This is a genomic window from Bacillus cereus group sp. MYBK79-1 (assembly GCF_051915365.1).
In the GTDB taxonomy this organism is placed as follows: Bacteria; Bacillota; Bacilli; order Bacillales; family Bacillaceae_G; genus Bacillus_A.
In genome coordinates this window covers 208,752-221,567 of the sequence record NZ_JBQAEO010000006.1, presented here as the reverse complement: position 1 = coordinate 221,567, position 12,816 = coordinate 208,752, and the positions used below count along the sequence as shown (strand labels likewise).

Genomic DNA, 12,816 nt, shown 5'->3' with positions numbered 1-12,816 from the left:
ATGGTGTGTCAGAAGAAAAAATTTATGATGTCATTATTATTGGTGCAGGACCGGCTGGTATGACAGCTGCAGTATATACATCTCGTGCAAATTTAAGCACATTAATGCTTGAGCGCGGTATCCCAGGTGGCCAAATGGCAAACACGGAAGATGTAGAAAACTATCCAGGTTATGAGTCTATTTTAGGACCAGACTTATCAAATAAAATGTTCGAGCATGCGAAGAAATTTGGTGCTGAATATGCATACGGTGATGTGAAAGCAGTCATCGATGGTAAAGAATATAAAACAATCATTGCTGGTAAAAAAGAATATAAAGCACGTGCAATTATCGTTGCAAGCGGTGCAGAATATAAAAAAATTGGTGTGCCAGGCGAAGCAGAACTTGGCGGCCGCGGTGTATCATATTGTGCAGTATGTGATGGGGCATTCTTTAAAGGAAAAGAACTTGTAGTTATTGGTGGCGGAGATTCTGCTGTTGAAGAGGGTGTGTTCTTAACACGCTTCGCATCAAAGGTAACAATCGTTCACCGTCGTGACACGCTTCGCGCACAGAAAATTTTACAAGACCGTGCTTTCCAAAACGAAAAAGTTGATTTCATTTGGAATCATACTATTAAAGAAATTAACGATGCAAATGGTAAAGTGGGAAGCGTAACACTTGTAGACGTAAACAGTGGAGAAGAGAAAGAAGTCAAAACTGATGGCGTGTTCATATACATTGGTATGTTACCACTATCAAAACCATTTGTTGAACTAGGTATTACAAATGAAAATGGTTACCTTGAAACAAATGAGCGTATGGAAACGAAAGTTCCTGGTATTTTCGCAGCTGGAGATGTTCGTGAAAAAATGCTACGTCAAATTGTAACTGCAACAGGTGATGGTAGTATCGCAGCACAAAGTGCACAACATTACGTAGAAGAATTATTAGAAGAACTAAAAACAGTATCAGAAAAATAAGGGATAACATGCCTTTTGAGAAGAAAGCTACCGATAGGAGCTTTCTTCTTTTCTTGTGAAAATGTCAAAGTTTTGTCAAAAAATATTAGGATTATAAGCTTTCTTATTGATATACTGGAATTTACGGAAAAATCACTATAAGAAATGAGGAATTTATTCAGTATGGAATGGCGTAATATATATCGTGGATTTTGTATGGGCGTTAGTGATTTAATTCCTGGTGTGAGCGGCGGTACAATCGCTGTTGTGTTAGGGATTTATGAACAATTGCTTGCGGCAATTAGTGGGTTCTTTAGTCGTGAATGGAAAAAACATTTAGGATTTTTAATTCCACTTGCAGCTGGTGTGGCAGCAGCGTTTTTAACGTTAAGTCACGTTATTAAATATTTACTTGCAAATCATTATGAACCGACTCAATTTTTCTTCCTCGGTTTAATTATTAGCATATTACCGATGTTAATGAGAGAAGCTGATGCAAAGTCTTCGTTTAAAGGTAAGCACATTGTTTTATTAATAGTTGCAGCAATTCTTGTTGCGATTACAGCTTTCTTTAAACCAGATAAAGCAGCAGATCCAATTACGACGTTAACGATTTTAAATGCAATTGGTTTATTTTTCGCAGGATGGATGGCTAGTATGGCTATGTTACTTCCTGGAATTAGCGGATCATTTATTTTATTAATTATTGGTGTGTATCCGACAGCAATTAATGCTTTAACTACACTGAACTTACCTTTAATCGTAGTTATCGGTGCCGGTGTTATGGTAGGGTTTGTTGTAAGTAGTAAAGGAATTAGTTTCTTATTAGATCGTTATAAAAGCATGACATTTGCGGCAATTATTGGACTTGTTATCGGCTCAATTGTAATTGTGTTCCCTGGTATTCCAACTGGAGGATTTTCAATTATAAGTTCAATTATTACCTTTATTTTAGGATTTGCGATTGTTACTTATTTCGGTAAGAAATAAGTACTTTAATCCCCTTGGCGATAAAAATCGTTAAGGGGATTTTTCATGCTATTCATTGAAAGTGTAGGCATTTACATTGCTTGTTATAGAAAGCTTTCTTAAAATTGTTGAGTAGCACGTGCTTAGCGAAAGGGGACTGGCTCCTTCGTTGTAGCAAACTGTTTTTGATAGTATAATGAAATGAGTATGCAGTGAGAAATTTACTGCAAGTAGCTGAGGTGAAGAAACATGCAAAGAGTGACAAACTGTGTGTTAATTAGAGATAATGAAGTACTCTTACTCCAAAAACCTCGCCGAAATTGGTGGGTTGCACCAGGTGGGAAAATGGAGCGTGGTGAGACTGTAAGAGATTCCGTTGTTCGCGAGTATCGTGAAGAAACAGGTATTTATTTAAAGAACCCAGCGTTAAAGGGGGTCTTCACCTTTGTCATCCAAGAAGGTGATAAAGTTGTTTCTGAATGGATGATGTTCTCCTTTTTAGCGACAGATTTTGCAGGAGAAAACAAACTAGAGAGCGAAGAAGGCATCATTGGTTGGCATACATTTGATAAAATTGATGATTTAGCAATGGCGCCAGGAGATTATCACATTATTGATTATTTAATTAAAGGAAATGGCATAATCTACGGTACATTTGTATATACCCCAGATTTTGAGTTGCTTTCATATCGATTAGATCCGAGTTAAACCGTCAAGGAGAGGATACGATGACAGAGAATAATGATATAAAAATGGTAATTATTACAGGAATGTCTGGAGCTGGAAAGACAGTAGCTTTACAAAGTTTTGAAGATTTAGGATATTTCTGTGTTGATAATTTACCACCGATGTTATTGCCAAAGTTTATTGAGCTTATGGCGGATTCAAAAGGGAAAATGAATAAAGTAGCACTTGGTGTTGATTTACGTGGCCGAGAGTTTTTCGAACATTTATGGGGAGCACTTGATGATTTATCAGAACGTACATGGATTATTCCTCATATTTTATTCTTAGATGCGAAAGATAGCACGCTTGTAACTCGTTATAAAGAAACGAGACGTTCGCATCCACTTGCACCAACTGGTTTACCGTTAAAGGGTATCGAGGTGGAGCGTGGCTTATTAACTGATATGAAGGCACGAGCGAATATTGTGCTTGATACATCAGATTTAAAACCGAAAGAATTACGTGAAAAAATTGTTCATCTGTTTTCAACTGAAACTGAGCAAGCATTTCGTGTAAATGTTATGTCATTTGGATTTAAGTACGGTATTCCAATTGATGCAGATTTAGTATTTGATGTTCGTTTTTTACCAAATCCATATTACATTCCACATATGAAGCCATTAACAGGACTAGATGAAGAAGTTTCATCGTATGTGCTGAAATTTAATGAGACGCATAAGTTTTTAGAGAAATTGACGGATCTTATCACATTCATGCTGCCTCATTATAAAAGAGAAGGAAAGAGTCAACTTGTAATTGCAATTGGATGTACAGGTGGACAGCATCGTTCTGTTACGCTTACAGAATACCTTGGGAAACATTTGAAACCAGAGTATAGCGTTCATGTATCTCATCGTGATGTGGAGAAGAGAAAGGGCCATTAAGGGATGAAAAAAGAGAGAAAACCTAAAATTGTTATTATGGGAGGCGGTACGGGACTCTCTGTTTTATTAAGAGGATTAAAACAATATCCGGTTGATATTACAGCAGTTGTTACAATCGCTGATGATGGTGGCAGTTCAGGTAGATTACGTGATGAGCTCGAAATTCCACCCCCAGGTGACATTCGTAACGTACTTGTTGCGTTATCAGATGTAGAGCCGCTGGTGGAAGCTTTATTTCAGCATCGTTTCACAACGGGAGACGGGCTGAAAGGTCATGCGTTAGGAAATTTATTATTGGCGGGTATGACCTCGATTACAGGAGACTTCTTCCATGCAATTACCGAAACGAGTAAAGTGTTAAATGTCAGAGGACGTGTGTTACCGGCAGCGAACCAAAGTGCGGTACTTCATGCGGAACTAGAAGATGGAAAAATTGTAACAGGTGAATCAAAGATTCCTTATTCCGGGAAGAAGATTAACCGCGTCTTTTTAACTCCAGAAGATGTAGAGCCGTTACATGAAACGTTGGCTGAGATTAAACGAGCTGATTTACTTGTTTTTGGTCCAGGAAGTTTGTATACGAGTATATTACCGAATTTAGTTGTTAACAAAATCGGGGAAGCTGTTCTTGCTGCAAAAGCGAAGAAGGTATATGTGTGTAATGTTATGACGCAAGCTGGTGAAACGATGGGATATACTGCGTTTGACCATGTGCAGGCGTTACATGATCATTTAGGTAAACCATTTATTGATACTGCAATTGTAAATAACCGTGATATTCCTTGTGAATTACGTCAGTTATATGAGGAAGAAATGTCGGCACCAGTTGTAGTAGATGAAGAGCGTTTTACAGAGAGTAATATTGATGTCATTCAAGATCAATTAGCGAAGTATGAAGATCGTGTTGTAAGACACGATACATTAAAACTAGCTTCTATTTTATATTCACTGTTGTAGATGTGCGTTGCCTCGTTTGAGGTAACGCTCATCATTTCATATAGGACAAGATTTTTGTTCCAAAGTAATCGTATAAGGAGGTGTTGACTGTGTCATTTGCATCAGAAACAAAGAAAGAGTTGACGAATCTTGAGATGAAGGAATGCTGTGAGAAAGCAGAATTATCAGCGTTACTTCGAATGAACGGATCACTTTCTTTTTCAAATCGTCGTCTATCTATTGATATTCAAACGGAGAATGCGGCAATTGCAAGAAGGATTTATACGCTTTTGAAAAAAGGATATGACGTGACGGTAGAATTACTTGTTCGTAAAAAAATGCGATTGAAGAAAAATAATGTATATATTGTACGGCTTGTTGAGAAGTCTCGCGAAATATTAGCTGATCTTCATATTGTTCGAGACGACTTTTCATTTATTCGAAATATATCACAAGAATTGATTGAGAAGAAATGTTGTAAACGATCGTATTTACGCGGTGCATTTTTAGCAGGTGGTTCAGTAAATAACCCAGAAACATCATCTTATCATTTAGAGGTCTTTTCGTTATATAAGGAACATAATGATGCTATATGTGAACTGATGAACGGATTTGATTTAAATAGTAAGACGTTGGAAAGAAGAAAAGGGTACATTACGTATTTGAAAGAAGCAGAAAAGATTACGGAGTTTTTAAATATTATAGGCGCTCATAATGCACTTTTAAGATTTGAAGACATTCGAATCGTTCGCGATATGCGTAATTCAGTAAATCGTTTAGTGAACTGCGAAACCGCCAATTTAAATAAAACAATTGGTGCAGCGCTAAGGCAGATTGAAAATATCCGTTATATTGATGAGACGGTTGGTCTTGATATATTACCAGATAAACTGCGAGAAATTGCACAATTACGAAGAGATTATCAAGATGTAACATTGAAAGAGTTAGGCGAGATGGTATCCGGGGGCAAAATTAGTAAATCGGGTATTAATCATCGTTTGCGTAAAATCGATGAGATTGCAGAGAAATTACGCGCGGGGGAAACGGTAGCAAAAAAATAAGAGGTTAAAGGGGAAATGGAGCTGTGGTTCAAAAACGAGTTCAGGTTTCATTAAAAAACGGTTTACAAGCACGTCCGGCTGCGTTGTTTGTGCAAGAGGCAAATCGCTTTCATGCGGATATCTTCATCGAGAAAGATGGAAAGACAGTAAATGCAAAGAGCATAATGGGGATTATGAGCTTAGCAATTGGAACTGGTAGCATGATAACAATTACAACAGAAGGTTCAGATGCAGAAGAGGCTTTAGAAGCATTAGCTGCATATGTACAATAAGAAGCTATCGCGCGTGTGCGATAGCTTTTTTGTTTTGTTGTTTGTCGGAGGGAGGTGAGGGTATGTAGGGGGTGCGTGCTTGTCGAGAATTGTTGGTAAGTCGATAAGTTGTGTCGAATCGTCGATATATTGAAATGATCGCCGATATATTTAGGTGGATACTGGGTGGGGTATGCGCGTGCAGAGGTCTAAACATAACAAAAGCGCCCTGTAAGAGGGCGCTTCCGCTTTTAGTTATATCCAACTCTAGCGGCTAGAATAGTCGGTGGCTTCGCTTCTTCCGACGAGGTAAAAAGCACCTCTTTGTCAGAAGCTCCATCCTCCTCCCATTCTGAACGAGCCGCTTCCACTTTTAATTATTAACGATTTGTAAAGATCTTATCGATTAAACCGTATTCTAAAGCTTTTTCAGCTGTCATGAAGTTGTCGCGGTCTGTGTCGCGTTGTAGTACTTCAAGTGGTTGACCTGTGCGGTCAGCAAGAATTTGGTTTAGTTTTTCACGCAAGAATAGGATACGTTTAGCAGCGATTTCGATTTCAGTCGCTTGACCTTGTGCTCCGCCAAGTGGTTGGTGAATCATTACTTCACTGTTTGGAAGTGCATAACGCTTTCCTTTTTCACCTGCTGCAAGTAAGAATGCACCCATAGATGCAGCCATACCGATACAGATTGTTGATACTTGTGGTTTAATAAACTGCATTGTATCGTAAATTGCCATACCTGCTGTGATAGAACCACCAGGGCTATTGATGTAGATGTGAATATCTTTTTCTGGATCTTGAGATTCCAAGAATAAAAGCTGGGAAACAATTGAGTTAGCTACGTTGTCATCAATTGCACTACCAAGCATAATGATGCGGTCTTTTAATAGTCGAGAGTAAATATCGTAAGCGCGTTCTCCACGATTTGTTTGTTCAATTACTGTAGGAATTAAATTCATCTGTTATTTCCTCCTTCTAAAGCTTTCTTAGTCTTATAATACAATTATGGTCAATAAAGGTCAAACGAAACCACTTTAAATCAAAAAAATATGTAGTTGTACCATGAAATATTCGCTATGTTTTTGAAATTCCCTGCTTATGTATCTTCAACATCATAACCGAATTACATAAATTTAAACGTTATAAAAACTGTAGAAAAAAAGAAAAGAACGCCTTTTTCCTGAAGCGTTCTTTCGATATTTATTCTTTTAAAAGATAGGTGACTTTATTTAAAATCTTTTCGATTTGTTTCGCATTTTTACTATACATTTCGCTTGCTGCTTTCGACTTTGTTTCTAGGGAAAATAGTTCAAGGTCAGCATGACATTTTTTTAAAGATGCTAATAATAAAGGCTTATTTTGAGGAGAAGGCATTTGCAGTTTGTCATTATAAATGTCGATAGTAAGTTGTCCGTATGAATCCACTTGACCGAGAAAGACATTTTCGATAACAACACCGAGCTTTTCTAGTTCGGAATGTAACCAAGCGCGGTTATGCCCGCTTGCTGAAAGTGGTCCATCTAGTACATTTCCATCCATAATAACAGTTTGCGGTTCTTTTTCATTTGGTACTTTTAAACCGATGTCTTTTGCTGTAAGTGGCTGAGCATCTTTCTTTAATAATACATTTAATTCACCGCTCGGTTCTAAGACAGCAAATTCGACTTCGGCTATACTGAATGCACCATTTCCTCTAAGAAGTTCAAGTAACTCATCACTTGTATATTTTTCTTTCTTTAAATTATCTTCAAGTACCTTGCCATCCTTTATTACAACTGTAGACTTGCCTTCGAAAAAATCTCGAGCAGTTTTATTTTTTAAGGAAAGAATGCCGACGAAAAAAGGTACCGAAGCGAAAATAAGTATGGCAAAGACACCATGGAAAAACTTTTGATCAAGCCCTGTAGCTATTTGAGCAGCGATATCACCGATTGTCATTCCCGCTATGTATTCAAAAAAGGAAAGTTGGGAGATTTGTCTTTTCCCTAAACACTTTGTAATAGTGAATAAAATAATTAATATGAATACAGAGCGAAAAATGACAAGTGTCCATTCCGGTAGGTGAGACATAGTCGTTTCCTCCAGTCTACTTAAAACCCTTTATATTGAGGTTCTTCACGTTCTAATAATGAAACTCTATCCTGTAAATCAGCGATGACGCTGTCCATTTCTAACATACATTCATGAAATACGCGTTTTGTTTCGTCGTCTGTAGAATTTAGCGAAAGGGAACTTAAGCTTGCTTGAGCTCCCCTTACACTAGCAAGGCAGGTTTTAACGCTAGCGATAACAGTCATACAAACACCTCTTATCCTTTCGGTTTAAATAGCAATGCTCCAATGAAGCCGAAAATAATAGCAGCAGATACACCAGCGCTCGTTACTTTAAACATGCCGGTAATGACGCCAACGATGCCATGCTTTGCAGCTTCTTCCATTGCGCCGTGAACGAGTGCATTACCGAAGCTTGTAATAGGTACAGTTGCCCCGGCTCCAGCGAAATCAATTAATGGTTCATACAAATTGAATCCATCTAATATAGCTCCGGCAACAACGAGTGTTGCCATTGTATGAGCGGGTGTTAGTTTACCGACATCAAACATAAGTTGACCAATTACACATATGAGTCCGCCGATGACGAAAGCCCAGAAAAAGATCATTGCGTTGCACCTCCAAATTCAATCGAAACGGCGTGAGCGATACACGGAATCGTTTCTTCTTGTTGGAATGTAAGTGGAGATAGTAAAGCGCCTGTCGCAACAACAAGTATTTTTTTGAACTCTCCTCTTTTCATTCGGTTTAATAAATGACCGTACACGACTGTTGCGGAACATCCCGGTCCGCTAGCACCAGCTATGACAGGTTGTCCTTCTCTATAAATGAGTATGCCGCAATCTTGAAACTGTTCGCTCGTTACTTTTGTTCCGTGTTTATGTAGTAAGTCATAAGCAATTTCGCGACCGACATGTCCAAGATCACCTGTTACAATTAAGTCGTAATAAGAGGCGTCAATTTGGCGTTCGCGTAAGTGGGCTTCAATTGTATCGACGGCAGCGGGAGCCATTGCGCCTCCCATATTAAACGGATCCGTTAATCCCATATCAACCACTCGTCCGATTGTTGCAGATGTTACTCTGGGGCCATCTCCAGTATCGCTTAAAATAGCCGCGCCTGCCCCGGTTACTGTCCATTGTGCGGTAGGAGGTTTTTGACCGCCGTATTCAGTTGGGTAGCGGAACTGTTTTTCTACCGCAGTGTTATGGCTTGATGCCCCGGTTAATAAATATTTTGCGCCTTTTGCATTTACAATACTTGCCCCAAGTGCTAAACCTTCCATAGAAGTAGAACAAGCTCCAAATAATCCGAGATATGGTGTGCCGAGTGTGCGGCAGGCAAAGCTTGTAGGAGTAATTTGGTTAATTAAATCTCCTGCGAGTACGAATTGAATATCGTCTTTACGAAGTTCTGCTTTTTCAGTGGCGCGGCTACAAGCTTCTTCGAACAAAATTTTATGTGCTTTTTCATAGGAATCTTGGCCGAGCCATAAATCTTCATGAAGGATATCGAAGTCTTCTGGAATGTTTCCTTTTGCTTCAAACGGCCCGCCAACGACTCCTGTCGAAATAATAACGGGTTTATTTTCAAATACCCACGTGCGGTGTCCTTGTAACATTTATAGCCCTCCAAATTGAACGAGAATTGTTTTAATAAGTGCGATGACGAAAGCTGAAAACACACCAAACAAAATAACGGAGCCGGCTAATTTAAACATATTTCCTCCAACGCCGAGTACGAACCCTTCTGTTCGGTGTTCGATACATGCGGCAATAACAGAGTTACCAAATCCAGTGACAGGTACAGCTGTGCCTGCTCCAGCAAACTGCCCAAAGCGGTCATATATACCGAAACCAGTTAGTAACATGGAAATGAAAATGAGCGTTGCGACTGTTGGATTTCCTGCTGAACGCTCAGTGAAATCAAAATATGTGATATAAAACGTAGAAATGAGTTGTCCGATGAAGCAAATAAAACCACCGACGAAAAATGCTTTAATACAATTTTTCAAGACAGGGCGCTTCGGTTCTCGTTCTTGCTCGAATTTTTTATACTCTTGTTGTACAGGGGTTAAGTTTTTATCTTTACTAGACATTGCAATCCTTCCTTTTCTATTAAAAAGCGTTAAGTGTTAGACTCCATTTTTTTCCCAATGAGTTTTAATTGCTCATTAATCTCATCTTTAGATACTTCTTTTTCCTTAATTTTTCTTTCAAGTTTTTCGAGTAACATAAAGATTTTTTTATCTGTACTTACACGAACATCGAAAGTAGGATTCTCGTCACTTAGCTGCTTTTGGAGCTTCTTACGCAGAGGTTTTAATCCAAATCTTTCATGATGATCAGGTGTAACTGCTATGTAGAGATCTAAATTTGAATTCACTGCTGTGCTTTTTGTAATTTCATTCATAGCGAGAGCCCTTTTCTTGGCTCCTTGTGATATAGATTGATTAAAGGATTCCGTACTCATCTTTGTTAACTTAGGACCTTTTTCTTTCTCCGTTCGTTTTGCTTCTTCTTTCACTTTTTTATCTAAAGGACTATTATCACATCCGGTAAAAGAGCTAAATAGAAGGGCAAATAATGCGGTTATGAGGCCGAGTTTTCGCATAATTATCATTCCGTTTCTATTGCAATATGTAATGTGATAGAAAAAGGATGACTGCATATCATCCTTTTTCTATTTCACAGCATGACGAATACGTTATTGCTGTGAGTATTGTGGTTCTTCTTGTTGGACTTCTTCAACGCGTGGGTTTAAAGAATCGATAATTGTTTGTGTTTGCTGCGCAGCTGTTTGGAAAAGTTGCTTTGCTTGTTGGTTATCCGTATCAAGAGCGAATCCCTCTAAGCTAGCTTGTGCACTTTTTAATCCAGAAACAGTTTGCTTTAGTTTTGTAATTACAGTCATTGAATGAAGCCCCCTTTGGAATATCAATTCAAAGATTATAATTTGTGAATTGGGGTGAATTTATGATTGGAAATTTTAGGGGTGTATCATGTTTAAATTACAATTTTGTAATGAATATGTAAGGATAAGCGATAGTGGAAAAAACTATTTCTCCTAGAATAAAGAAGGTAAAACAAGTTAGAAGGATATTTTAAGGAGAGAAAAATGAAAAAATTATTATTAGGTTTAATTGGAATATTTATATTAGTTATTGGTGTGGCAAGTGTTTCTCATAATGAGATAACAGATAGGTATAATCCGCTTGTAAAAGAGGACTTTGTATATGTAAAAGCGAAAGAATCGGGCCGACTATCCAGAGTAGGTAAGGTAGCTGGAGACTATAAACTTACTGGTTATTACGCTTCAGGTGAAGGAAGAGACGTTAAGTTTTATGCACCCCGCGGGCTTAGAGAGGGAGCATATGTAAAGGTTAAAACGAAAGGGGAATATATTGAAACATATCAAGAAGTACAGCCTAATGAAATTCCAAAAGAGATTAAAGAGAAACTAGATAAATAAAATGGATAAGAATTGCCTCCTAAATGTAGAAATTAGGGGGCGTTTTTATGTAGAAAATAGCGTATATATAATGTGCAATCAAAGAGTTTTTATTGATTTAAATGGATTTTATTGCTATTATTATGAAAAGAAAATAGAGTATAATTTATAATCATGCGCCCATAGCTCAGTCGGATAGAGCGGTGGTTTCCGGTACCACGTCTGGTATGACAAAGGAAGCTAAAGGGGTTTTAAGGCGCGATATAAAGCCGTTTGGTAGTGTTTTTAACGCTTAACTTGAGCGAGAACAAACCGCAATTGTCCTGCGAAGGCATTAGCGAGTTAGTGTCGCATAGTTAAGATGTACTACGGACTGTTAAATGAGGATAACGATAATATATTTACGGAGAGCTTCCGTCTGAAAAATTTCAGATAGGGGGCTCTTTTTTATTATGTTAAAAAATAGACGAGTTGTAAAAAGAAGAAGAGAGATAGTCGATTTTATTGATACCACCGAAGAATTGAACACAGAAACGGTGATAAGAATCGTTACGCAGGCATTTCAAGCGGAAGGGTTTAGAAAGCGCACTATCGATGATTACACAAAGCTATTTCGTTATTTTATGCGAGAGTTGAATATCGATAAAGTCGAGATTATTACAGTGAAGCATGTGCAAATGTATATTAATAAATTGATTAGTCGGGATTTAGCGCCTGCTACTATAAATATTCGTATATCGGCATTAAAATCGATTTTTAAACGACTGCATGAACAGGGATATACCAAAAGTAATCCTGCGGTAGACTTCGTGAAATTACGTACTGATGAAGCGCCAATATTTACGTTGAATAATAACCAAATCAAGCGTCTTTTTCGTGTTGTAGATAAGACTACATACGCAGGATATAGAGATTACTGTGCTATGTTGCTTATGTTACACTGCGGGCTACGTGTTAATGAGGTTAATCAATTAGAGGCTAACGATTTAGATTTTGATAATCTTACGATCATGTTGTCAGGGGCTAAAAATAAGAATCGTAAAACTAGAGCCGTTCCTATGACAAAGAAGGTCGCGGAAGAGCTACGGATGCTAATAGATGAAAGTAGAGAGTATTTTCAAGACACTACAAACGTCTTCCTAACACAAGATGGAAATTCGATAGATAATGACTTATTGCGTAAGCGTATGTATCGCTATGGACAGTTAGCGGGACTTTCAAAAGAATGCCGTCCATCACCGCATAGTTTACGTCATACTTTTGCTACAAACTTTTTACGAAATGGTGGAAGTGTTAATGCGTTAATGCGAATTATGGGACACGCGGACATTACGACAACTATGCGATATGTTCGTCTAAATGACGAAGCGGTAAAAGAACAATACGAAAAAGTAGCCGCTAAGAGCGACTACGGGGTTTAAAGCAAATAAAAGAGCCGTACGTTGCAGCGTACGACCCAAAACTATACACATCTAAACTGAATACAGGACAAGCCGTATCAGTCCGACCATCTACTTTGCATTCTATCGAAAAAATTCGAAGAT

17 protein-coding genes are annotated in these 12,816 nt (G+C 38.1%); 9 read left to right on the top strand and 8 right to left on the bottom strand.

The window, feature by feature from the left end; all coding sequences use genetic code 11:
* The first annotated feature begins 5 nt into the window (after positions 1–5).
* The 7 genes from trxB to ACTFOB_RS13085 all read left to right on the top strand — a co-directional run bounded on the left by trxB (position 6) and on the right by ACTFOB_RS13085 (position 5,789).
* Complete coding sequence (gene trxB / locus ACTFOB_RS13115; RefSeq protein WP_001288064.1) at positions 6–962, top strand: thioredoxin-disulfide reductase; 957 nt, start codon at positions 6–8, stop codon at positions 960–962.
* A 162-nt stretch (positions 963–1,124) separates the two neighbouring features.
* Positions 1,125–1,931 carry a DUF368 domain-containing protein gene (locus ACTFOB_RS13110; protein WP_000455196.1) on the top strand — a complete coding sequence of 269 codons (807 nt, stop codon included), beginning with the start codon at positions 1,125–1,127 and terminating at the stop codon, positions 1,929–1,931.
* A 228-nt stretch (positions 1,932–2,159) separates the two neighbouring features.
* On the top strand, positions 2,160–2,618 hold the full coding sequence (locus ACTFOB_RS13105; protein WP_001190080.1) for an NUDIX hydrolase: 459 nt from the start codon (positions 2,160–2,162) through the stop codon (positions 2,616–2,618).
* A gap of 20 nt (positions 2,619–2,638) precedes the next feature.
* A complete protein-coding gene (gene rapZ, locus ACTFOB_RS13100) occupies positions 2,639–3,520 on the top strand; it encodes an RNase adapter RapZ (protein WP_151632156.1) in 882 nt (293 codons plus the stop codon).
* A 3-nt stretch (positions 3,521–3,523) separates the two neighbouring features.
* Positions 3,524–4,477 (top strand): gluconeogenesis factor YvcK family protein, encoded by a 954-nt coding sequence (locus ACTFOB_RS13095; RefSeq protein ID WP_440026329.1) that lies wholly within the window; start codon positions 3,524–3,526, stop codon positions 4,475–4,477.
* An 89-nt stretch (positions 4,478–4,566) separates the two neighbouring features.
* Complete coding sequence (gene whiA / locus ACTFOB_RS13090) at positions 4,567–5,517, top strand: DNA-binding protein WhiA (RefSeq protein ID WP_000006564.1); 951 nt, start codon at positions 4,567–4,569, stop codon at positions 5,515–5,517.
* Between the two features lie 23 nt (positions 5,518–5,540).
* Positions 5,541–5,789, top strand: coding sequence for an HPr family phosphocarrier protein (locus ACTFOB_RS13085; RefSeq protein ID WP_000250307.1), 249 nt, complete (start codon positions 5,541–5,543; stop codon positions 5,787–5,789).
* 359 nt (positions 5,790–6,148) lie between these two features.
* Here the strand turns inward: ACTFOB_RS13085 and clpP are convergent, their stop codons facing one another.
* The 8 genes from clpP to ACTFOB_RS13045 all read right to left on the bottom strand — a co-directional run bounded on the left by clpP (position 6,149) and on the right by ACTFOB_RS13045 (position 10,735).
* Entirely contained in the window at positions 6,149–6,730 is a 582-nt protein-coding gene (gene clpP / locus ACTFOB_RS13080; RefSeq protein WP_001049162.1) for an ATP-dependent Clp endopeptidase proteolytic subunit ClpP, read from the bottom strand.
* Between the two features lie 241 nt (positions 6,731–6,971).
* Positions 6,972–7,841 (bottom strand): DUF421 domain-containing protein, encoded by an 870-nt coding sequence (locus tag ACTFOB_RS13075; RefSeq protein WP_440026327.1) that lies wholly within the window; start codon positions 7,839–7,841, stop codon positions 6,972–6,974.
* A gap of 20 nt (positions 7,842–7,861) precedes the next feature.
* Positions 7,862–8,068 carry a DUF1657 domain-containing protein gene (locus ACTFOB_RS13070; protein WP_440026325.1) on the bottom strand — a complete coding sequence of 69 codons (207 nt, stop codon included), beginning with the start codon at positions 8,066–8,068 and terminating at the stop codon, positions 7,862–7,864.
* A gap of 11 nt (positions 8,069–8,079) precedes the next feature.
* The gene (gene spoVAE / locus ACTFOB_RS13065; protein WP_000575919.1) at positions 8,080–8,430 is read right to left on the bottom strand and encodes a stage V sporulation protein AE; all 351 of its coding nucleotides are present in this window, start codon (positions 8,428–8,430) and stop codon (positions 8,080–8,082) included.
* Positions 8,427–9,443, bottom strand: a complete 1,017-nt coding sequence (gene spoVAD, locus ACTFOB_RS13060) for a stage V sporulation protein AD (protein ID WP_440026322.1) — start codon at positions 9,441–9,443, stop codon at positions 8,427–8,429. The genes spoVAE and spoVAD overlap by 4 nt, the downstream gene beginning before the upstream one ends.
* Positions 9,444–9,920 carry a stage V sporulation protein AC gene (gene spoVAC, locus ACTFOB_RS13055; protein ID WP_151632164.1) on the bottom strand — a complete coding sequence of 159 codons (477 nt, stop codon included), beginning with the start codon at positions 9,918–9,920 and terminating at the stop codon, positions 9,444–9,446.
* 29 nt (positions 9,921–9,949) lie between these two features.
* Positions 9,950–10,435 carry a YhcN/YlaJ family sporulation lipoprotein gene (locus ACTFOB_RS13050; protein WP_440026320.1) on the bottom strand — a complete coding sequence of 162 codons (486 nt, stop codon included), beginning with the start codon at positions 10,433–10,435 and terminating at the stop codon, positions 9,950–9,952.
* A gap of 93 nt (positions 10,436–10,528) precedes the next feature.
* On the bottom strand, positions 10,529–10,735 hold the full coding sequence (locus ACTFOB_RS13045; protein WP_000216166.1) for a DUF1657 domain-containing protein: 207 nt from the start codon (positions 10,733–10,735) through the stop codon (positions 10,529–10,531).
* Positions 10,736–10,939: 204 nt separating this feature from the next.
* Here ACTFOB_RS13045 and ACTFOB_RS13040 point away from each other — a divergent pair, with 204 nt between their 5' ends.
* Both ACTFOB_RS13040 and ACTFOB_RS13035 read left to right on the top strand, forming a co-directional pair.
* Entirely contained in the window at positions 10,940–11,293 is a 354-nt protein-coding gene (locus ACTFOB_RS13040) for a YxeA family protein (RefSeq protein WP_120341987.1), read from the top strand.
* 431 nt (positions 11,294–11,724) lie between these two features.
* A complete protein-coding gene (locus tag ACTFOB_RS13035) occupies positions 11,725–12,693 on the top strand; it encodes a tyrosine-type recombinase/integrase (RefSeq protein WP_440026319.1) in 969 nt (322 codons plus the stop codon).
* The last annotated feature ends 123 nt before the right edge of the window (positions 12,694–12,816 follow it).